This window comes from Pseudomonas sp. PMCC200344, assembly GCF_030053095.1.
Lineage (GTDB): Bacteria > Pseudomonadota > Gammaproteobacteria > Pseudomonadales > Pseudomonadaceae > Aquipseudomonas > Aquipseudomonas svalbardensis.
The window spans coordinates 745,665-765,925 of the sequence record NZ_CP125618.1; the positions used below are offsets into that span (position 1 = coordinate 745,665).

A 20,261-nucleotide genomic window follows, 5' to 3' on the forward strand; every position below is an offset into this window, starting at 1 on the left:
CCTTCAGTACGAAGAGGGAGAGAGCGCCAACTCACGGCGCAGTTTGTCGCCGGCGGGATTGACCGCCTCGCGCATGAATCCGAAACCGCTGCGCCGGTCGAGCCGGAACAACGTGTTGGTGACATACACGTCATCACGCATGCCGATCACCTCCACCACTTCGCTGACGCAGCGGCGACCGTCGGGCATGCGCGTCAGCTGGATCACTACGTCCAGTGCAGCGCAGATCATTTGCCGCAAGGTCCGTTCGGCGATGGTGCGGCCCGTCAGGCCCACCAGTGTCTCCAGGCGCAACAGTGCATCCTGGGCGTTGTTGGCGTGCACGGTACTCATGGAGCCGTCGTGGCCGGTGTTCATTGCGGTGAGTACGTCCACCACTTCGACGCCCCGAATCTCGCCGAGGATGATTCGGTCCGGGCGCATCCGCAGGGCGTTGCGAATCAGGTCACTGGACTTCACTTCGCCGTGGCCTTCGGCATTCGGCGGTCGGGTTTCCAGACGCACCACGTGAGGGTGGCCCAGTTGCAGTTCGGCGACGTCTTCGATGGTGACGATTCGCTCGTGAGGGTTGATCAACTGGCTGAGAATGTTCAGCAGCGTGGTTTTGCCAGTGCCGGTGCCGCCGCTGATCAGGATGTTGCAGCGCTTGCCCACGGCCTCCTGAAGAAAGTCGAAGATCGCCTGATCGATGGTTTGCATCGCCATCAAGTCCGAGCTTTTGAGCATGTCCTTGCGAAACTTACGTATCGACAGGCAGGGACCATCGAGCGCAATCGGTGGAATGATCGCGTTGACCCGGCTACCGTCGGGCAGTCGTGCGTCGACCATTGGCGACGACTCATCGAGCCGTCGACCGAGGGGCGCGAGAATCCGTTGCATGACCCGTTCGACGTGATGCGCATCGATGAAGCGCAGGTCGCTTTGATGCAGTACGCCGTCGCGTTCAATGAACACCCGGTGCGGGCCGTTGACCAGAATCTCCGTCACTGCCGGGTCCCGCAGCAGCACTTCCAAGGGGCCGAAACCGGTGAGTTCGTCGACGATTTCTTCGGCCAGACGCTCCATTTCATAGCGGGAAATCGCCAGGTGCAGTCGGGCGATGTACTCGGCAACCTTGTCGATGACGAACTGCGAGAGCACCTGCCGCGAACCCTCCAGCAGGTTTGTGCCGGACTCCTCGATGGCATCGATGATGTAGCGGTGCAGCACCAGTTTCAGACCTTCGTGGTCGGTGTTGCCAGTGGTGGTGCGCACAGGGGCACCGAAGAGTTTTTCACCGCTCATTGCGCACCCCTCAACCGGTTGAACCAGCCAGACTTGGGCTTGGCCAGGCCCTCGGAGCGCTTGGCCAACCGATCGCCGAGGGCGCGCAGGCTTTGAGTCAGGCCTTCGCGGGGGGCCAGTTCAAACAACGTCACACCTTGGTTCTTGGCGTTAAGCCGCACTTCCGGGCTGTAGACGAGGGTCGCGATGATCTCCATGCCGAAGCTTTTGCTCAGGGTCTCGGAGTCCGGTGCGACGTTGCGCAGGTAGCGGTCCACCAGCAGTTTGGCGTGATCAAGCTTCATGCCTTTTTCACGCCACAGGTTGAGTACCGCCAGGTTGCGACGGCAGTCGAGTACGTTCTGATCGGTGTACCACAGTAACTTGTCGCAATGGGTGACGAAGGTGCGTAGTGCTTCGCTGTCCGGCTGGCCAGTCAGGTTCACTACGATGTGCTGGAAGTGTTGGCGCAGGGCGCTGAGCAGCATGTACAACTCGGCGGTGCTGGTGTGTTCCAGCGGCTCATCGTGGTTGGCGTAGGCGAGGATCCGCAACCCGGCGGCGCAGGTGGTGAACGCGCTGTCGATCAGCGTCGCGTCGAGGCGCCGCAAGTGCCGGAGTGCATCGCCGAAGTGGAACGAACTCTCCAGCCCGAGCAAGGCCAGGCTGTCACCGCGTGGCAGGCCCAGGTCCAGCAACAGCGTTTGCTGTCCGCTCTTCTGCACCACTTGCGCCATGTGCGTGGCGAGCAGCGCGCCGTCGGCGTTGATCTGCACGCCGTAGAGCACCGTCAGGCTACCCAGTTGGGTGTTCGAGGCCACGGGCGGCAGGCGTTTGCTCAGCCGTCGCACCAACCCCGCGACTTCACTGGAACGCGAACCATAGGCCACGAAATCCCGTGCACCGGCGCGCATGGCATTGAGAACGAGTTGGTTGTCCATGCCATCGCCCAGCGCGACGATCGCCAGCATCGGTTTGGCTTCCAGGGCACCTTCGATCAGTGCGCTTTGGGCCACCACGTGTTCGCGGTCCAGACCCACGAACACCAGGCTGGCGAAGGTCACGTCCACCAGGGTCAAGAGTTCATCGAGGTTGCCGCCACCGGCGCTGATCACTCGGCCCAAAGGAGCAAGCGCACCTTGCAGCCACTCGAAGTCGGTGCTGTTGCGCGTGATCGCGAGGAAGGTCTGACTCAGGTTCTGGCTCTGGCTCATTGCGATAATCCGCTGCGTTTATCGAAGTTGCCGTTTTCGAGGAAGTACAGGCGATACCAGTTCGGGTCATAGTTGCGCAGCTTTTCACCCGGCAACGACGGCAGTTGTGCGTTGGCAGCCAACGGTTGGACCAGGTGCGGCGTGACGATCATCAGCAGCTCACGCTCTTCGCGGTTGACCGATGAGTTGCGAAAAAACGCACCGAGAATCGGGATATCGCCCAGGCCTGGAAACTTGCTGACTTGCGAACTGTTGTGAGTGCTGATCAAACCGCTGATGACGAAACTCTCGCCATCGGCCAGCGAGACGCTGGTATCGGTGCGGCGAATGGTGAACGCCGGGACGGTGGTGCCGCCGATGGTCACGCCATTGTTGTAGTCGAGTTCGCTGACCTCCGGCGCCACTTTGAGGGTGATGCGGTCATGGCTGACCACGGTCGGTGTGAGCGTCAGGCGGATGCCGAATTCTTTGTACTCGATGGAGTAGCTGTCGCTGTTGGCGCTGGGCACCGGGATCGGAATTTCACCACCGGCCAGGAAGCTCGCGCTCTGCCCGCTGAGGGCGACCAGGCTCGGCCGTGCCAGGGTGTAGGCGAAGCCGCTGCCTTCCAGGGCGTTGACGATGCCGAGGAATTTGCTACTGCCGCCACCCCAGACAATGTTGAAACTGTCGTTGAGCAGCGGAATGCTGGGCACCGCGATCCGGGGATCAAGGTTGAACAGCGGCACCACGCCCGGCGTCACGGCCGTGTTGGGCACCGTACCGGGTGCGCCGAAGAGGAAGTTGTTCGAACCCTTGCCGAAAATCGACGTGCCGGCCTCTTTCAGTTTGGTCCGGCTGACTTCGACGAAACGAATGTCGGTCTGTACTTGCGACGGTAGCAGTGGGTCATCAGAGGGCAACCGTGTCGCGGTGGTCATCGCCGCGGTGGCCTTGCCCTGAACGAACACCATGCTTTGGCGCGGAGCACTGGCGCAGGCGGTCCAGACCATCAGGCTGGTAGCGCCGGGGGCCATCCCGGTTAGCAAAAACGCTTGATTACCGTTGACTCGCACGTCGGCGATTTTCGGGTCCCCCACTGCCACTCGAGTGATCGCCACCGGCGATTGCACCTCCTGTTGCAGCCCTTCACTGACTTCCAGCACCGCAGGCAACGAACCCAGCGCGGCGCAATTGCCGGCGGCTGCGAATGTTACGCCAAGCGGCACGCCGCTCAGTAAAGAGACCCAGAGCAGGCCTTGAAGCAGGGGCATGGAACGACTGCGCATTTAGATGCGTCCTTGCTCGATTCAGGGGGTTTGTTGGGTGATTTCGTTGCCGCGGATGACTTCCACGCTCGTTTTGCGCGGCGTTGTGCCGCCGTGGGTGGCGACAGGGTTGGGTGGGGGCGTCATGGCCAGTTGGCTGAACTGGATCAACTCGCGGTTGGCACTGGCAAGGTTGGCGGATGAATCGCTTTCGCCGGCCCAGTAACGAGCCAGACGTTTTTCATCGGCGCTGCGTACGGCCAGGCGCAACACGCCGGCCTGGGCCGCCAACATCAGGCGACTCAGTAGTTGTTCGGGGACGGCAAGCAAGACGCTGCGGGCGCTGGCGCGCAATTGTTCCTGCCTGAGTTTTTCTTCGATGCTGCGGGCGGGGCTTGCGGGTTGACCGTCGTTGGTCAACCCCATCTGTTCGCCCACCCCGAGCACCCGCAAGGCCGGCACCACCAGTTGTGCCGACGGCTGAAGGTTGTTGTTGTCCGTGCGCAAAAACAGCAGCACATCGACATAGTCCCCCGGTGTCAGTTGCCCACCGGCATTGATCACTTCATCCACCGCGACGGCGAGGGCGCGTTCATCGGGACGAATCATCCGCGCCAGTCTGCCGCCGGATTCGAAACTTTCATCATTGAGCCAGGTGCCGGCACTGAGGGCGCGCCAGGGCGTTCGGCCAATTGCTTGATCGAGGCGGCTCAGGCTGCCGGCCGGGACGGCACGGAGTTTTTCCAGGGTCACGTCGGCGGCGCTGATCGGCATGAACGGTGGCACATCATGCAGCAACACCACCACCGGTTGGCGGGTGGGGTCGTCCACGGGGGCAGGCGTCTGGGCGATGGGTGCAGGCGTGACGATCCCGGGTTGCACGACAGGCTCGGGAGCGGGTTGGCGGCTCAGCGTGAGGCCCCAGTAACCGGCAATAATGGCGCCCACCAGAAACAAACCGGCCAGGCCCAGAGTGATACGACTGTTCATGACGGCTCTCCCTTTCCTGCTGCTTGAGACCTCGTCGCATCCACCGAGACAACTTCGCAATCAGGCAGCTATGAACATGGAACTATTTCGCTATTTGACGGTAGCTCAGCTAGAGCAAAAAGCCATTAAGGGCCTGAAAATAACTAACGAAAGTAAGTCGTCAGGGCGAAAACGTGACTTTTTTGGCGTCAACGAAGCGACTAATACTTTAGTGATAATTCGTTCTTACAGTTGTGGGTACGGGGAATGCCGACAATGCTGATGCTGGCAAAGGGGAACCATGTTGCGACCGTGCAACACCCGTCGTTGTCCAGGAGTATCGCCATGTCCTTTACGAAAATTGCTCAGAAGATCAAATCCGAAATCGCTTTTTACAAAGGCCTGGCCAAAGATACTGAGGGTGCTTCGGGGATCGAATACGCCATTATTGCGGGCATGGTGGCAGTCGCTTTAGCGGCGTTTGTGACGCCGATCTCCGATGCTATCACCACCATGTTTGACACTATTCAGGGCGCACTATAACGGTGAGGCGAGTTCTTGCCGGCAACTTGCGAATGTGCCAAAGGGGTTCTAACGTCAGCGCTTAGTCCATTGCAGGTGTTGCCCATGAACGCTCCCTCACTTCCACGCCAACAGCTACTTCTGGTCGATGATGAGGAGGATGCGTTGCTGGAGTTGGCGGAGTTGCTCGAGGGCGAGGGCTTCAATTGCTTTACCGCCACCTCGGTCAAGCTCGCGCTGAATCATCTGACGCACCACCCCGATATTGCGTTGGTGATCACTGATTTGCGGATGCCGGAGGAGAGTGGCATGTCGTTGATCAAGCGGTTGCGAGAACATACGTCCCGCCAGCATTTGCCGGTGATTGTGACGTCGGGGCATGCGGACATGGAGGATGTGAGTGACATGTTGCGGTTGCAGGTGCTCGACCTGTTTCGCAAGCCGATTTATCACGTGCGGTTGTTGGAGACGTTGAATAATTTGTTTCCACAGCCTCGCATGGATTTAGTGAGTCCGTGAGGACGGCGAATCCTTGGCATGAGCTAGCAGTGAATTGATCGTTCCCACGCTCTGCGTCCCAAGAGCCGAACGCAGAGCTCGGAAACGTTCGGGTCAGGCAACCGGCCGCCAATGCCCCGCCATATGCTCAAGATCCCCTGCACCCACCAACCTCAAATCCCCACTGGATCCCGCCGCACTGGCCAGTAATGTCACCTCACTGGGCAATCGCACCGGTTTGCGAAATTGCACCGCAATTTCGACATTCGCCGCCGGCAGATGATCGGCAAGCGCCGCCAGGGTTCGGGCCTTGTTCCACAACCCATGGGCGATGGCCGTCGGGAAACCGAAGAGTCTGGCGCTGACGGCACTCAGGTGAATCGGGTTGTAGTCGCCGGACACTTTGGCGTACTGCCGCCCAATGTCCGACGGCGCTTTCCAGCGGGCCACTTCCGACATCTCCAGTGTCGATGCCAACACGTCCTCGACGGGCTCTCCTTCGAGTTTGACCCCGCGGCACAACATCTGACTTTCAGCTTCCCACAACGCCCCCAGCTGATCGTCGAGCGTCGTCACCAGATCGAACGTCGCGCCCTTTTCATGGGGCTGAAGGTTTTGCACTTGAACGCTGACCCGCACACGATTCACACCGCCCATTGGGCGAAAGATACGAATGCGGTTACTCAGGTGAATCAACCCCAGCAGCGGGAACGGAAATTCCTTGGCCGTCAGCAATTGCATCTGCAAGGCGAACGCGAGGATGTGTGGATAGGTGGGCGGCAACAAACCGTTGTCGGCAAAACCGCAGACCTTGCGATAGTCCGCCAGGCGCTTCGGATCGACATTGATCCAGCAGCGCAAACCCGAATCGGGCAGGGTGGTGCCGGTGATCTTGCGTCGCGTCGCGGCCCGCACGTACAGTCCCGACAGGCTTGGTTCGCGGTTGAGTAGGTGCCAATCGATAATCATGCCTAAGCCCCCAAAACACTTTGTCCGCACACCCGCAGCGCTTGCCCGGTGAACGCGCCGGTGCCCGGTTGAGCCAGCCACGCCACCGCTTCGGCGACGTCTTGCGGCAGGCCGCCCTGGCCCAGCGAACTCATGCGCCGCCCGGCCTCACGCACGCCGAACGGAAGATGCGCGGTCATCTGGGTTTCGATGAAACCGGGTGCTACCGCATTGATGCTGATGCCGCGCTCATTCAGCAGCGGCGCCCAGGTCTGAGCCAGACCGATCAGCCCGGCCTTGCTCGCGGCGTAATTGGTTTGCCCGCGATTGCCAGCGATGCCGCTGATGGACGCCAGCAGGATCACCCGGCCGTTGTCGTGCAGGGTGCCGCTGTCGAGCAGTGCCTTGGTCAGCACTTGCGGTGCATTGAGGTTGACCGCCAACACCGCGTCCCAGAATTCCGGGGTCATGTTGGCCAGGGTTTTATCCCGGGTGATGCCGGCGTTGTGGACCACGATGTCGATGCCGTCGGGCAGTTGCTCGATCAACTGCGCGGCGGCGTCTTCGGCGCAAATATCCAGGGTGATGCTGCGACCGCCGAGGCGTGCGGCGAGGGCTTCGAGGTCGGTCTTGGCCGGTGCTACGTCGAGCAGGATCACGTCGGCCCCGTCGCGGGCCAGGGTTTCGGCGATGGAGGCGCCGATGCCGCGCGCAGCACCCGTGACCAGCGCCTTGCGGCCGGACAATGGGCGAGTCCAGTCCGTCACCTGTGTGTCGCAAGCATTCAAGCAAATCACTTGCCCGGAAACGAACGCACTTTTGGGCGAGAGGAAAAACCTCAGCGGGCCTTCCAGTTGATCCTCCGCCCCTTCGCCGACATAGATTAGCTGCAAGGTGCCGCCGCTGCGCAGTTCCTTGGCCAGCGAACGGCTGAAACCTTCCAACGCTCGCTGGGCGCTGGCGGCGAACGGATCGCTCAAGGTCTCCGGCGTGCGCCCCAGAATCACCAGGTGCGCGCTGTGGTCGAGGTTTTTTATCAGCGGCTGGAAGAATTCGCGCAGCTGTTTGAGTTGATCGGTCTGCACCAGGTCACTGGCGTCGAACACCACGGCTTTGAGTTTGGGGCCGTGGCCGGGAATCCACGGGGTGGCCAGTGAAGGCTCGGTGCCGTAGCTGTAAATCGCGTCGGTCAGGCGGTTGGCGAAGGCGCCGATTTTCTCCGTCAACGGGCCACCGCCTAACAACAGCGCCCCCTCGACAGGCCGCAGCCGGCCTGCTTGCCAGCGCTCCAGCCGAACCGGCGACGGCAGACCCAGGGCCCCGACCAAACGATGGCCGATGGACGAATTGGCGAAGTCGATATAGCGGTCAGACATGGAACGCGCTCCAGCAGCTGGGGTTCAAAGTGTGGACCATGAATGGCGATCAGTCGTTCGATCCACGAGATAAGGCCTACGCTTGTGGGTTATGGCCTTCACAGAATAGGAAGCTTTTCATGACTCAGCTGCGCCGCGTTGCGATTATTGGTGGTAACCGTATCCCCTTCGCCCGTTCCAACGGGCCGTACACCACCGCCAGTAATCAGGCGATGCTCACCGCCGCGCTCGAAGGTCTGATCGAACGCTACAACCTGCACGGTTTGCGCCTGGGCGAAGTGGTGGCGGGGGCGGTGCTCAAGCACTCCCGGGATATGAGCCTGACCCGCGAATGTGTGCTCGGCTCGCGGCTGTCGCCAACCACCCCGGCCTATGACATTCAGCAGGCGTGCGGCACCGGTCTGGAAGCGACGTTGCTGGTGGCGAATAAAATCGCGCTGGGTCAGATCGAATGCGGCATCGCCGGCGGCGTTGACACCACCTCCGACGCGCCGATCGGCGTCAACGAAGGCCTGCGCAAAATCCTCCTGCAAGCCAACCACGCCAAAAACACCGCCGACAAACTGAAAACCTTCCTGCAACTGCGCCCCCGTCACCTGATCCCGGATCTGCCACGCAACGTTGAGCCACGCACAGGCCTGTCGATGGGCGAGCACTGCGAGATGATGGCCCAGACCTGGAACATTCCGCGCGCCGAACAGGACCAACTGGCGTTGGAAAGCCACCAGAAAATGGCCGCGTCCTACACCGAAGGTTGGCACAACGATTTGATAACGCCGTTCCTCGGCCTGACCCGCGACGACAACCTGCGCCCGGACCTGACCCTGGAAAAACTCGCGTCACTCAAGCCGGTGTTCGAGAAAAGCGCCAAGGGTACCCTGACGGCGGGCAACTCGACGCCGCTCACCGATGGCGCGTCGCTGGTGCTGCTGGGCAGTGAAGAGTGGGCCAAGGAGCGTGGCCTGCCGATCCTTGCCTATTTGCGTGACGGCGAGACGGCGGCGGTGGATTTTGTCAACGGTGCGGAAGGATTGTTGATGTCGCCGGTGTATGCAGTGCCGCGTTTGCTGGCGCGCAACGGCCTGACCTTGCAGGACTTCGATTACTACGAAATCCACGAAGCCTTCGCCGCGCAGGTGCTCTGCACGCTGAAGTCCTGGGAGGATCCGGAATATTGCAAAACCCGCCTCGGTCTCGATGCGCCACTGGGCCCCATCGACCGCAGTCGCCTCAACGTCAAAGGCAGTTCACTGGCGGCGGGGCATCCGTTTGCCGCGACCGGCGCACGCATCGTCGCGAACCTGGCGAAGTTGCTGGATGCGGCGGGGCAGGGCCGAGGGTTGATCTCGATCTGCGCCGCCGGTGGCCAAGGGGTGACAGCGATTATTGAGCGCTGAGGACGGCGGTGCTTTGTTGGGCCAGCTGCCGGTTGCGGTTGGCGTAACTCTCGGCCATGACCGAGCAGACGATCAGCTGCAACGGGTGGTAGATCATAATCGGCAGCAGAATCAGCCCAAGCCCCGGGTTGGCGCCGAAGATCAGCGCCGCCATTGGCGCACCGGCGGCCAGGGATTTCTTGCTGGCGCAAAATACCGCGGCGATTTCATCGGCCGGGCTGAATTTCAACGCGCGAGCGGTGCGGGTGGTCATCCACAGGATGATCGCCAGCAGGATCGCACTGCCGATCAGTGCCGTGAGGATCACGCTGTTGCCTTGCTTTTGCCACATTCCCGAGATCATCGAATTGCAGAACGCCGCGTAAACCAGCAACAGAATCACCAGCTTGTCGACGATGTTGGTGTAGCGCTTGTGGCGAGCGAAGAACTTGCCGAGGAACGGCCGAACCAATTGGCCGAGCACCAGAGGCAACAGCAACATGGCGCAGAGGTCGAGCAGGGTTGAGCCCAGATCGATGCCGCCCGCGCCGCTGCCAACCACGAAACTCACCAGCAACGGCGTCAGGAAGATCCCCAGCACGCTGGACAGGCTCGCGTTGAGAATCGCCGCCGGAACGTTGCCGCCCGCGCTGCCGGTCAGGGCCACGGACGAGGAGATGGTCGAGGGCAGGGCGCAGAGGTACAGGAAACCCAGCATCAGCAGCGACGGCATGTGTGAACCCAACAGCGTGTCGCTCAGCAGCCAGATCAGCGGAAACACCGCGAAGGTGAAACCCTGGACCATCACGTGCAGCTTCCAGTTTTTCAGGCCGTGAGTGATCTGTTCGCTGGACAGGTTGACCCCATGCAGGAAGAACACCAGGAACACACCGATGTTGATTACGTATTCAGCGTGCATTCCGCCGCCGGTGGCACCGAAGGTCGGGAAGAAATACGCCAGCAGCGTGGCGATCAACATGCCGCACAAGAACCAGTCGGTGACCACGCGTTTGAGGTGTTTGAAGGCATGCATAACAGGCACCGAATACATTTGTAAGAATTGGTGACTTAGCCTAACGTCGGCTCCATCAGCCGTCTTGCGACATAAGGCCAAACAATGCCGACTAACGGACAACTTTCCCTCGAACGGACGATTCCGACGCTGACGGCGCTGCCGCGTCCGCTGTATGCCCGTGCGGAAAGTCTCAACGCCGGCTCATGGACGCCGCCACATCGGCACGATTGGGTGCAGTTTTCCTACGCGATCAGCGGCGTTCTCGGCGTGCACACCGCCGAAGGCAGTTTCTTTGCGCCGCCGCAGTGGGGAATCTGGATTCCGGCTGATCTCGAGCACCAAGTGGTGACCTCGATGCGCGCCGAAATGCGCAGCCTCTATGTGCGCCGCGAGGATTGTGAATGGGCGGACGGGCGTTGCCGGGTGCTGGAAGTGACGCCGTTGGCCCGGGAGCTGATCAAGAGTTTTTGTTTGCTGCCGGTTGAATATCCACAGGGCGACAGCCAGGAATCGCGGCTGGTGAGTGTACTGCTGGATCAGTTGGCGCATCTGCCGGAGGTTGGCTTCTCGCTACCGTTACCGCGCCATGAACGGTTGCTGGGGTTATGCAACGAGCTGATCGAAAGCCCTGAGCGCAATGTGACCTTGCAGGCGTGGGCCGAGCGGTTGGGGACGTCGGAGAAGACCTTGATGCGGTTATTCCAGCGTGAAACCGGGTTGAGCTTTCGAGGGTGGCGCCAGCGGATGCGGTTGCTGTCGTCGTTGAGTTTGCTGGAGGAGGGGGACAGCGTGACCAATGCCGCGCTGTCTTGCGGGTATGACTCGACTTCGGCGTTTATTGCTGCGTTCAAAAGCCTGTTTGGGTTTACGCCTGGAGAATTGTTTCGGCAGTGAGAACCAGCCCCCTCACCCTAACCCTCTCCCCAAGGGGCGAGGGGACTTATTGGGGATATCTCGAGAAAATCTTCGACCTGAAATATCGAGTCGAGCTCAGGATCTGAAAGCGATGGAGATCGGCTCCCTTTCCCCCTCTCCCCTCTGGGGTGTTTGTACCGGACACATGGTGGACACATGTTCGGGGACATGGTGGACGTCTTCAAAGCCGCTTTCCTGATACAACGGTCTGCAAGCTCAAGTCAATTTTGGCAATGCGATGTCTGCTCCAATAGATGTCGTAGATGCCATCCTCGGTCGTTTCTCTGATGGCTATGTGCTCGCCGATGAAGGCCTTTCCAATCGCATACTTGCGGCTTTTCCAGTACATCTCGCCATTGGCCTGAACCTTTCTGATCAAATCCCCTTCGGCGTACTCCAGTGCTTGCCGATGCTCCTGGTATTCACGAGGACTACAGCTGTAGCGAGTCGCTGGAACCTCCATTTCCAATGCTTGATGGGGGCGTTTCTGGTTGTAGATATCGCGCCAGATATCGAAGGCGTTCTGTGCCCCAAGCAGGTCGATGAAGCACTGACCTTGCAAAACTTCAGCCTTGAGGCTGCGGTGAAAACGCTCAAGCTTGCCCTGAGTCTGCGGGTGATAAGGCCTGGAGTGGCCCACTCGGATGCCCTGGCTCATCAGCCAGACCTCTAACGCGGTATAAACCCCGCTCTGATCGCCCCACGGTGCACCGTTATCCATGGTCATGCGCATCGGCAAGCCGTAGCGCCGAAACACGTGGATAAGCTGCTCCTGCACGGTCTGACGCTGCTCGTTGCCACAGGCCGCGATGCACAGCGAGAACCGCGAATGGTCGTCCAATACCGTCAAGGGATGGCAGCGACCATGGCGCATGCCGACATGTCCCTTGAAGTCCATCTGCCAAAGATCGTTGGGGGCTTCATGCTCAAATCGGATAAAGGGTTTGGTATTTGCCGCCTGCGGGTCGATTCGCGAATTACGCTGCAAAATCGCATGCACCGTGCTGACGGCGGGCATCAAATACCCCTCATCCTCCAGATTGCGTTTGAGCTTGCGGGCGCCCCAGGCCGTGTGCTCCACCCCCAAGGCCAGAATCTGCTTTTCAACCGTATCAGCGCAGCGTTTGGGTGAATGTTTTGGGCGCCGAGACTGGTCGTGCAAGCCGTCTGCACCAGAGGTTTCGAACCGGCCAAGCCATTTGTATCCGGTGCTTGGGCTGATATGAAAGCGTCGGCAGAGTTGTCGGATATTGGCCCCTTCTTGCCGAGCTAACAGTACAAATTCGGAACGAAGCTGCATGGTGGACACCTCTTCCCAAGACACAAACCATCTCCTTTCAGATGAGCAATGTGTCTATTTAAAAGTGTCCACCATGTCTCCGAACACCTGTCCACCATGTGTCCGGTACAAACATGGGGAGAGGGCTGGGGTGAGGGGTGGATCTAAAACCACCCCACATCTCAAGTCCTGAACCGCCGAACCAACCCATCCAGCTCATTCGACAACCCCGCCAGACTCTGCGAATCCAGCCGCGCCGAGTTCGCCAGTTCCGCCACCAATTGCGCATCACCATGAATCTGGCTGATGTGTCGATTGATGTCTTCAGCCACCTGATGCTGTTCTTCCGCCGCGGTAGCGATCTGGGTGTTCATGTCGCGGATCACGTCGACCGACTCCCGAATCAGCCCGAAGCTGCTGCGTGCTTCACCGATCCGCGTCACCGATTGCTGGGACACTTCCAAGCTGGCGTGCATTTGCTGAGTCACCTGACTGGTACGTTTGGCGAGGTTGCCCAGCAAGCCGTCGATTTCCGCCGTGGAATCCGCCGTGCGTTTGGCCAGCGCCCGAACTTCATCAGCCACCACCGCAAACCCACGACCCTGTTCACCGGCCCGCGCCGCTTCGATGGCCGCGTTTAGCGCCAGCAGGTTGGTCTGTTCGGCAATCGAGCGAATGGTCCCGAGGATTGACTGAATGTCGTTGCTGTCGCGCTCAAGCTGTTGCATCGACTGGGCCGACTGTTCGATTTCCTGGCTCAAGCGATCAACGCTGGTCACGGCCGCATCAATCTGCTGCTGACCTTCACGCGCCTGACGCTGGCCGCTGTCAGCCGATTCCGCTGCCTGGCTGCAAGAGCGCGCGACTTCGTTGGCGGTGGCGACCATTTCGTGGAACGCCGTGGAGACCATGTCCACCGCTTCACGCTGACGCCCGGCGGCTTCGGCCATGTCGCTGGAGACCTGGGTCGAACTCTTGGAGGTGGCGAGGATCTTGGTCGCGGCGCCGCCAATGCTCTGAATCAGGTTGCGAATCGCTGCCAAAAACTGGTTGAACCAGTTGGCCAGTTGCGCGGTTTCGTCGCTGCCACGGATTTGCAGGTTCTTGGTCAGGTCACCTTCACCTTGGGCGATGCCTTCCAGACCGCTGGCCACGCTGCGGATCGGCCGCACGATAAGGCTGGCGAAACTGGCGCCGACGATGGCGAAGAACACGGCCAGCACGGCGGCGATGATCGCGATCAGCCAGGTCAGTTGGGTTGCCGAACTCATCACGTCGGTCTGCTTGATCAGGCCGATAAAGGTCCAGCCCAGCTGCTCCGACGGCCAGACGTTGGCCATGTAGCGTTCGCCGTTCAACTCGACTTCCACCAGCCCTTTGCCGGCCTTGGCCAGTTGCGCGTAGCCCTCGCCGAGGCTGCTCAGCGCTTTAAAGTTGTGTTCCGGTTGCTTCGGATCGACCAGCACGGTGCCGGTGTTTTCCAGCAGCATCAGGTAGCCGGTTTCACCGAGCTTGATCTGCTTGACGATTTCGGTGAGCTGCTTGAGCGTCACGTCGATGCTGACCACACCGCCATGGGTGCCCAATTTGTTGTCGATGGTGCGCACGGTACTGACGTACGTCGCATCGTCCTGGGCCCAGTAATAGGCCTCGGTGCGGAACGGTTTGCCGGGTTTGGCCTGGGCAGCCTTGTACCAGGGGCGTTGGCGCGGGTCGTAATTGCTCAGCTTCGCATCGTCCGGCCAGGACACATAACCGCCCGCCGCGGTGCCGAGGATGGCATAGGCGTAGGACGGGTGACTGTTACCCAGGTCCTGAAGGAGGCCGAAGACCTTCTTGTCCATCTCGCCTTGGGGAATGCTCTCGGCGTTGGCGCTCATGTAGGTCTTGAGGCTGTCGTCGGAGTTCTTGATCAGCGGTTGGGTCGCCAGGAAATCCACGTTCTGGCTGATGCCGTCAAAGAACAGTTGCATGGCGTTGCTGACCTGACGAATCTCGCGGCCACTGCCGTCGACGAAACTGTCCTTGGCATCACTGCGCAAGTTCAGCACAACCAGGGTAGCGACCAGCACCACCGGCAAGCAGGCGATGATTGCAAACGCCCAGGTCAACTTCTGTTTGATGTTCATCCGCGCTCCAGATTTTTCTTGTAGGCCCACGCAGTGCAGATGACTCGCGGATTATTGGTAGCCGTAAACGTTTTTGATCGACCCGGTTCCGTGATTGCGCCATCGTTGTTGTTGCCGAAACGATTGTCGGACAAATCACTTTGTCTCTGATGACTTCGGCTAGCCGAGGCGGAAATTGAGGCCTATTAAGAAAAATCCTACGAAGGGTATGAATCGAGATGTCAGCCTCTGTCGCAAATACCTGCTTAGCCCTTCAGCAACAAGTGACGCAGGGTCAGCTATGATCTGTGGCGGCCGATGACGACCGGCGGTTGTTGACCGATTAATCCGGCACATTGTGTGCTTGTTGACGGTCACAGGAACGTTCATAGGTCGGCAACCCCTCCCCCGAATGAGTGGATTGCCGTATAACGAATGACTTTCGCGTGTTTGGTAATAAAGGACCCCCAATAAAAGCTGATGAAGACTCCAAAACGCATTGAACCCCTGATCGAGGACGGTCTGGTCGACGAGGTGCTGCGCCCACTCATGAGTGGTAAAGAAGCAGCTGTTTATGTGGTGCGCTGCGGCAACGAGTTACGTTGCGCGAAGGTCTACAAGGAGGCGAATAAACGCAGTTTCCGTCAGGCGGCCGAGTATCAGGAAGGCCGCAAGGTGCGCAACAGCCGTCAGGCTCGAGCGATGGCCAAGGGCTCCAAGTTCGGCAAGAAAGAAACCGAAGACGCCTGGCAGAATGCCGAAGTGGCGGCGCTGTTCCGTCTGGCCGGTGCTGGCGTTCGGGTCCCTCAGCCTTACGACTTCCTTGAAGGCGTGCTGCTGATGGAACTGGTGGCCGACGAGTACGGTGATGCCGCGCCGCGTTTGAACGACGTGGTGCTGGAACCGGATCAGGCGCGCGAATACCACGCGTTCCTGATTTCGCAGATCGTGCTGATGTTGTGCACCGGTCTGGTGCACGGCGACCTGTCGGAGTTCAACGTACTGCTGACCCCGACTGGCCCGGTGATCATCGACCTGCCGCAAGCGGTGGACGCGGCGGGCAACAACCACGCGTTCAGTATGCTGGAACGGGATGTTGGCAACATGGCGTCGTACTTCGGGCGGTTTGCGCCGGAGTTGAAAAAGACCAAGTACGCCAAGGAAATGTGGGCTTTGTTTGAAGCCGGCACCTTGCACCCGGCCAGCGTCTTGACCGGCGAGTTCGACGAGCCGGAAGAGTTGGCCGACGTTGGCGGGATCATGCGCGAGATCGAGGCGGCACGCCTGGATGAAGAGCGCAAGCAAGCGGTGCGTGCGGCAGATGATGCGCCACCGGGCAAAACCGAAGAGCCGCCTCCGCCTTGGATGCAGTGATCGGTTAACGAAAAACCCGGCTTCGGCCGGGTTTTTTGTAGATGCCAGCCACCTGACCTCCAAACGCTGGAGATCAAAGGTGGGAGCCGTAGTTCGATAAATCGCGACACCCACACTCAAGGACTGAATGTGAATTCCACCCGCAACGCCCAACTGATCATCACCGCCCGTCTGGTCTCGGACTTCGGCGCCTTCCTCAACATGGTCGCCCTGGTCACCTACGTCTACCTGCTCAGCAACAGCGCCATGAGCGTCGGGGTCTTTCTCGCCAGCCGCGTGGCCGGTGGAATATTCGCCAGTCTCATCGGTACGACGTTTTATCGCCGCTGGGCCGGGCGCCTGCCGCTGATTGCCTTCGACCTGTTACGCGCCGGGCTGCTGGGTCTGCTGCTTGTGCTACCTGTCGCCCAGCAGATGCTGCTGTTACCGGTGATTGCGTTCGGCCTGGGATTCGGCAACTCGATGTTCGCCATCGGCCTCAACAGCCAGTTACCGCACTTGATCGAGGCTGAGCATTTGCTCAAGACCAACGCCGGGATCACCTCGGCGTCGTCGGCAGCCATGGTCGGCGGAAGTCTGGTGTCAGGACTATTGGTGGCGGCATTCGGCTTTGAAACAGTGTTTGCATTGAACGTGGTCACTTATCTGCTGGCCGCATTGTTCATCTTGCCGCTGCGCTTCTCGAAACCTGCGCCCAGTGACAAACCCAACCACGAACGTGGTGAATGGGCGGCTCTGCTCCAGGGACTGCGCAGCACACCGGTGGTGGCGGCGATGCTCGCGGTGGCCATGGCCGACACCCTTGGCAGTGCCGCGCACAACGTGGGTTTTCCGATTATTTCCAAACTGCTGACGCCCGAGTCCGCCAGCACCACGCTGGGTCTGATGCTGGCGGTCTGGGCCAGCGGAAAACTCATTGGCGCGCGCATCGCCAGCCGGCTGAAAGGCTCGGATAACGTGAACCTGGAGCGGCGATTTTTCTTTGGTGTGTTGCTGATGTCCTGCGGCTTCATTCTGATGTTTCAGCAGCAGACCCTTTACGGGCTGCTGTTGTTTTCGCTGCCGGCGGGATTGGGCGACGGGTTCTCGGAAGTCGGCCTGATGTCGCGCCTGCAGCGTGAACCGGACAGCCTGCGCCTGCCGATTTTCAGCTTCCTGACGCTGTTGCAAATGACCGGGTTCGGCGTCGGCATGCTGATCGCCGCGCCGTTCTATTCGTGGTGGGCGCCGGGTGCCGTGGTGCTGTTGTTCCACGGGATACCCCTCACCACCTTGTTGGTGGTGAAGGGGCTGGCAATCAGGGGCGAGCGGGTTGTGCGCAACAGCCCGACTCCAGGTTCTTGAGGATCGGGCAGTCGGGACGGTGATCACCGTGGCAGTGTTCGACCAGGTCCTGCAGGGTGTCGCGCAGTTGGCCGAGTTCGCGGATTTTCTGGTTCAGTTCGTCGATGTGCTGACGGGCCAAGGCCTTCACATCGGCGCTGGCTCTTTGGCGGTCCTGCCAAAGGGCCAGCAGTTTGCCGACCTCTTCCAGTGAGAACCCCAGGTCCCGGGAGCGCTTGATGAACGCCAGGGTGTGCAGGTCGTCGTCGCCGTACACCCGATAGCCGCTGTCGGTACGATGGGCGGCCTTGAGCAAGCCGATGGATTCGTAATAACGGATCATCTTCGCGCTCAGGCCGCTTTGGCGGGCCGCTTGGCCGATGTTCATCGGTTGTCCTCCAGATCCTTGGGTTTCCAGGTTTTCAACAGTAACGCATTGCTTACCACGCTGACGCTCGACAACGCCATGGCCGCACCGGCCAGCACCGGGTTGAGGAAACCGAAGGCTGCCAGCGGAATGCCGATCAGGTTGTAGACGAAGGCCCAGAACAGGTTCTGACGAATCTTCGCGTAAGTCTTGCGGCTGATCTCCAGCGCCGCCGGTACCAGCCGTGGGTCGCCGCGCATCAGGGTGATCCCGGCCGCGTGCATCGCAACGTCGGTGCCACCGCCCATGGCGATGCCGATGTCGGCGGCGGCCAGGGCGGGTGCGTCGTTGATGCCGTCGCCGACCATGGCCACGACGCCGGTTTTCTTGAGTGTGGCGACGGTGGCGGCTTTGTCCGCCGGCAGTACTTCGGCGTGGACATCCTTGATGCCCAGCGCCTCGGCAACCACTTTGGCACTGCCGCGATTATCGCCGGTCAGCAGGTGGCTGCTGATGTTGCGTGCGCTGAGTTGTTGCACGGCTTGCAGCGCGCCGGGTTTGAGGGTGTCGCCGAAGGCGAAGAGGCCCAATACTCGTGGCTCGGAGCTTTGCTCGATCAGCCAGGACAGGGTCCGGCCTTCGGTTTCCCACGCGGCAGCAGACTCAGCCCATTCTCCTGCGCTCAAGCCGCTCTCTTCCAGGAGACGACGATTGCCCAACGCCAATCGACGACCGTCGAGAGTGCCCGCGATGCCACGGCCGGTCAGGGACTGGCTGTCGCTGACATCGGCCACCGTCAAACCGCGTTCGGCGCAAGCGTCCAGAACCGCCTTGGCCAGTGGATGTTCACTGCCGCGTTGCAGGGCGCCGGCCATTTGCAGCAATGCCGCTTCGTCATTGTTGATTGCGCTCAAATGAGCGATGCGCGGAGTACCCGAAGTCAGCGTGCCAGTCTTGTCGAAGACCACCGCACTGACTTCATGGGCACGCTCCAACGCTTCGGCGTCCTTGATCAGAATCCCGTAGCGCGCCGCCACCCCGGTGCCGGCCATGATTGCCGTTGGCGTGGCCAACCCCAGGGCGCATGGGCAAGCGATTACCAATACCGCCACGGCATTGATCAGCGCCGTTTCCATGGGCGCGCCGTACAACCACCAACCGATCAAGGTTGCCAACGCAATCAGCAGGACCGCAGGGACAAACACCTGACTGACTTTATCCACCAGTTTCTGGATCGGCGCCTTCGCCGCTTGAGCGTCTTCGACCAGGCGGATGATGCGGGCGAGCACGGTTTCCGCGCCCAAGGCCAGGGTGCGAACGAGCAACCGGCCTTCGCCATTGATCGCGCCGCCGGTGACCTTGTCGCCGGGTTGTTTGGGCACCGGCAGGCTTTCGCCGCTGATCAGCGCTTCGTCGGCGTGGCTCTGGCCTTCGACCACTTCACCGTCCACCGGGAAGCGTTCGCCGGGTTTGACCATCACCAGATCATTGAGGCGCAAGGCGCTGATGGCGACATCCTGCTCGCGGCCGTCGATCACCTGAATCGCCCGCTCCGGGCGCAAGGCTTCGAGCGCGCGAATGGCACTGGCGGTCTGGCGTTTGGCGCGGCTTTCCAGGTATTTGCCCAGCAGCACCAAGGCAATCACCACCGCCGAGGCTTCGAAATACAGGTGCGGCATGCGCCCGGCGGCGGTGGCCCATTCGTAGAGACTCAAGCCATAACCGGCGCTGGTGCCCAACGCGACCAGCAAATCCATGTTGCCCGCACCGGCGCGCACGGCTTTCCAGGCCGCGACGTAAAAGCGCGCACCGAAGATGAATTGCACCGGCGTGGCCAACGCGAATTGCACCCAGGCCGGGAGCATCCAGTGCACACCGAACGGTTGCAGCAGCATTGGCAGCACCAGCGGCGAGGCGAGGACGATCGCCATGATCAAGGCCCAACGCTCGCGGTGCAGGCGTTGTTGTTGATTATCGGTTTGCGGGTGTTCGACTTCCCAGACGCTGGCGTTATAGCCCGCCTTGGTCACTGCACCGATCAGGGTTTGCGGATCGATCTGGCCGAGCAGCTCAAGGTGGGCGCGTTCATTGGCCAGGTTGACGCTGACGCTCTTGACCCCCGGCACCTTGGCCAGCGCTCGTTCGACCCGGCCGACGCAAGAGGCGCAGGTCATGCCGTCGATGCTCAATTCCAGACTCTGTTGCGGCACGCTGTAACCCGCCTGCTGCACGGCGTCCATCAAGGCCGGCAGGCTGTCGCTGGGCGCTTGAACCCGGGCCTGTTCGGTGGCCAGGTTGACGCTGACGGCAGAGGCGCCGATGACTTTGCTCAAGGCACGCTCGACACGCCCGGCGCAACTGGCGCAGGTCATGCCGGCAATCGGCAGATCGAAAGTGGTGGATTCGGACATCGGTCACGCTCCCTGTAGAAGATGACTACAGGATCAACCTTGCCATGCGGGCAAGG

Annotated in this window: 17 protein-coding genes; 6 read left to right on the forward strand and 11 right to left on the reverse strand. The window is 60.6% G+C overall.

What is annotated here, in order from left to right; all coding sequences use genetic code 11:
- Positions 1 to 3: 3 nt before the first annotated feature.
- Genes QFW87_RS03280 through cpaB form a run of 4 tightly spaced genes read right to left on the reverse strand, consistent with a single transcriptional unit; the run spans position 4 to position 4,714 of the window.
- Complete coding sequence (locus tag QFW87_RS03280) at positions 4 to 1,284, reverse strand: CpaF family protein (protein ID WP_283189800.1); 1,281 nt, start codon at positions 1,282 to 1,284, stop codon at positions 4 to 6.
- Positions 1,281 to 2,477: a pilus assembly protein gene (locus tag QFW87_RS03285; protein WP_283189801.1), complete on the reverse strand. Its 1,197-nt coding sequence runs from the start codon at positions 2,475 to 2,477 to the stop codon at positions 1,281 to 1,283. Before QFW87_RS03285 ends, QFW87_RS03280 begins: the two co-directional genes overlap by 4 nt.
- A complete protein-coding gene (locus QFW87_RS03290; protein WP_283189802.1) occupies positions 2,474 to 3,745 on the reverse strand; it encodes a type II and III secretion system protein family protein in 1,272 nt (423 codons plus the stop codon). The genes QFW87_RS03285 and QFW87_RS03290 overlap by 4 nt, the downstream gene beginning before the upstream one ends.
- Positions 3,746 to 3,766: 21 nt before the next feature.
- Positions 3,767 to 4,714, reverse strand: coding sequence for a Flp pilus assembly protein CpaB (cpaB, locus tag QFW87_RS03295; RefSeq protein WP_283189803.1), 948 nt, complete (start codon positions 4,712 to 4,714; stop codon positions 3,767 to 3,769).
- Positions 4,715 to 5,038: 324 nt separating this feature from the next.
- Between cpaB and QFW87_RS03300 the strand changes: the two genes are divergently transcribed.
- Positions 5,039 to 5,236 carry a Flp family type IVb pilin gene (locus QFW87_RS03300; protein ID WP_283189804.1) on the forward strand — a complete coding sequence of 66 codons (198 nt, stop codon included), beginning with the start codon at positions 5,039 to 5,041 and terminating at the stop codon, positions 5,234 to 5,236.
- Positions 5,237 to 5,320: 84 nt separating this feature from the next.
- Positions 5,321 to 5,734 (forward strand): response regulator, encoded by a 414-nt coding sequence (locus tag QFW87_RS03305; RefSeq protein WP_283189805.1) that lies wholly within the window; start codon positions 5,321 to 5,323, stop codon positions 5,732 to 5,734.
- A gap of 93 nt (positions 5,735 to 5,827) precedes the next feature.
- Here QFW87_RS03305 and QFW87_RS03310 read toward each other — a convergent pair whose 3' ends face one another.
- Positions 5,828 to 6,682 carry a MaoC/PaaZ C-terminal domain-containing protein gene (locus tag QFW87_RS03310; protein ID WP_283189806.1) on the reverse strand — a complete coding sequence of 285 codons (855 nt, stop codon included), beginning with the start codon at positions 6,680 to 6,682 and terminating at the stop codon, positions 5,828 to 5,830.
- A gap of 2 nt (positions 6,683 to 6,684) precedes the next feature.
- Positions 6,685 to 8,037 (reverse strand): 3-oxoacyl-ACP reductase, encoded by a 1,353-nt coding sequence (locus QFW87_RS03315; protein WP_283189807.1) that lies wholly within the window; start codon positions 8,035 to 8,037, stop codon positions 6,685 to 6,687.
- A 119-nt stretch (positions 8,038 to 8,156) separates the two neighbouring features.
- Between QFW87_RS03315 and QFW87_RS03320 the strand changes: the two genes are divergently transcribed.
- Positions 8,157 to 9,434 (forward strand): acetyl-CoA C-acetyltransferase, encoded by a 1,278-nt coding sequence (locus QFW87_RS03320; protein WP_283189808.1) that lies wholly within the window; start codon positions 8,157 to 8,159, stop codon positions 9,432 to 9,434.
- Here QFW87_RS03320 and QFW87_RS03325 read toward each other — a convergent pair.
- The gene (locus tag QFW87_RS03325) at positions 9,421 to 10,446 is read right to left on the reverse strand and encodes a bile acid:sodium symporter family protein (protein ID WP_283189809.1); all 1,026 of its coding nucleotides are present in this window, start codon (positions 10,444 to 10,446) and stop codon (positions 9,421 to 9,423) included. The two genes, QFW87_RS03320 and QFW87_RS03325, sit on opposite strands and share 14 nt — an antisense overlap.
- Positions 10,447 to 10,530: 84 nt before the next feature.
- Here QFW87_RS03325 and QFW87_RS03330 point away from each other — a divergent pair, with 84 nt between their 5' ends.
- The gene (locus QFW87_RS03330) at positions 10,531 to 11,322 is read left to right on the forward strand and encodes a helix-turn-helix transcriptional regulator (RefSeq protein WP_223433439.1); all 792 of its coding nucleotides are present in this window, start codon (positions 10,531 to 10,533) and stop codon (positions 11,320 to 11,322) included.
- A 202-nt stretch (positions 11,323 to 11,524) separates the two neighbouring features.
- Here QFW87_RS03330 and QFW87_RS03335 read toward each other — a convergent pair whose 3' ends face one another.
- The gene (locus QFW87_RS03335; RefSeq protein ID WP_283182018.1) at positions 11,525 to 12,643 is read right to left on the reverse strand and encodes an IS481 family transposase; all 1,119 of its coding nucleotides are present in this window, start codon (positions 12,641 to 12,643) and stop codon (positions 11,525 to 11,527) included.
- Between the two features lie 161 nt (positions 12,644 to 12,804).
- Positions 12,805 to 14,751, reverse strand: coding sequence for a methyl-accepting chemotaxis protein (locus QFW87_RS03340; protein WP_283189810.1), 1,947 nt, complete (start codon positions 14,749 to 14,751; stop codon positions 12,805 to 12,807).
- Between the two features lie 459 nt (positions 14,752 to 15,210).
- On the opposite strand from QFW87_RS03340, the gene QFW87_RS03345 reads away from it, so the two are divergent.
- Together QFW87_RS03345 and QFW87_RS03350 are read left to right on the forward strand one after the other, a co-directional pair.
- On the forward strand, positions 15,211 to 16,104 hold the full coding sequence (locus QFW87_RS03345; protein ID WP_123369234.1) for a PA4780 family RIO1-like protein kinase: 894 nt from the start codon (positions 15,211 to 15,213) through the stop codon (positions 16,102 to 16,104).
- 129 nt (positions 16,105 to 16,233) lie between these two features.
- Positions 16,234 to 17,448 carry an MFS transporter gene (locus tag QFW87_RS03350; protein ID WP_283189811.1) on the forward strand — a complete coding sequence of 405 codons (1,215 nt, stop codon included), beginning with the start codon at positions 16,234 to 16,236 and terminating at the stop codon, positions 17,446 to 17,448.
- Here the strand turns inward: QFW87_RS03350 and cueR are convergent.
- Both cueR and QFW87_RS03360 read right to left on the reverse strand, forming a co-directional pair.
- Positions 17,402 to 17,815 (reverse strand): Cu(I)-responsive transcriptional regulator, encoded by a 414-nt coding sequence (cueR, locus tag QFW87_RS03355; RefSeq protein WP_283182824.1) that lies wholly within the window; start codon positions 17,813 to 17,815, stop codon positions 17,402 to 17,404. The genes QFW87_RS03350 and cueR overlap by 47 nt on opposite strands.
- Positions 17,812 to 20,205, reverse strand: a complete 2,394-nt coding sequence (locus tag QFW87_RS03360) for a heavy metal translocating P-type ATPase (protein WP_283182825.1) — start codon at positions 20,203 to 20,205, stop codon at positions 17,812 to 17,814. The genes cueR and QFW87_RS03360 overlap by 4 nt, the downstream gene beginning before the upstream one ends.
- Positions 20,206 to 20,261: the final 56 nt, after the last annotated feature.

Excerpts from the sequence above, each read along its gene's own strand:
- QFW87_RS03335 (WP_283182018.1), bottom strand. The coding sequence starts at position 12,643 with ATGCAGCTTCGTTCCGAATTTGTACTGTTAGCTCGGCAAGAAGGGGCC.
- cueR (WP_283182824.1), bottom strand. The coding sequence starts at position 17,815 with ATGAACATCGGCCAAGCGGCCCGCCAAAGCGGCCTGAGCGCGAAGATG.
- QFW87_RS03305 (WP_283189805.1), top strand. The coding sequence starts at position 5,321 with ATGAACGCTCCCTCACTTCCACGCCAACAGCTACTTCTGGTCGATGAT.
- QFW87_RS03320 (WP_283189808.1), top strand. The coding sequence starts at position 8,157 with ATGACTCAGCTGCGCCGCGTTGCGATTATTGGTGGTAACCGTATCCCC.
- QFW87_RS03285 (WP_283189801.1), bottom strand. The coding sequence starts at position 2,477 with ATGAGCCAGAGCCAGAACCTGAGTCAGACCTTCCTCGCGATCACGCGC.
- cpaB (WP_283189803.1), bottom strand. The coding sequence starts at position 4,714 with ATGAACAGTCGTATCACTCTGGGCCTGGCCGGTTTGTTTCTGGTGGGC.
- QFW87_RS03280 (WP_283189800.1), bottom strand. The coding sequence starts at position 1,284 with ATGAGCGGTGAAAAACTCTTCGGTGCCCCTGTGCGCACCACCACTGGC.
- QFW87_RS03310 (WP_283189806.1), bottom strand. The coding sequence starts at position 6,682 with ATGATTATCGATTGGCACCTACTCAACCGCGAACCAAGCCTGTCGGGA.
- QFW87_RS03290 (WP_283189802.1), bottom strand. The coding sequence starts at position 3,745 with ATGCGCAGTCGTTCCATGCCCCTGCTTCAAGGCCTGCTCTGGGTCTCT.
- QFW87_RS03345 (WP_123369234.1), top strand. The coding sequence starts at position 15,211 with ATGAAGACTCCAAAACGCATTGAACCCCTGATCGAGGACGGTCTGGTC.
- QFW87_RS03330 (WP_223433439.1), top strand. The coding sequence starts at position 10,531 with ATGCCGACTAACGGACAACTTTCCCTCGAACGGACGATTCCGACGCTG.
- QFW87_RS03315 (WP_283189807.1), bottom strand. The coding sequence starts at position 8,037 with ATGTCTGACCGCTATATCGACTTCGCCAATTCGTCCATCGGCCATCGT.
- QFW87_RS03360 (WP_283182825.1), bottom strand. The coding sequence starts at position 20,205 with ATGTCCGAATCCACCACTTTCGATCTGCCGATTGCCGGCATGACCTGC.
- QFW87_RS03325 (WP_283189809.1), bottom strand. The coding sequence starts at position 10,446 with ATGCATGCCTTCAAACACCTCAAACGCGTGGTCACCGACTGGTTCTTG.
- QFW87_RS03300 (WP_283189804.1), top strand. The coding sequence starts at position 5,039 with ATGTCCTTTACGAAAATTGCTCAGAAGATCAAATCCGAAATCGCTTTT.
- QFW87_RS03340 (WP_283189810.1), bottom strand. The coding sequence starts at position 14,751 with ATGAACATCAAACAGAAGTTGACCTGGGCGTTTGCAATCATCGCCTGC.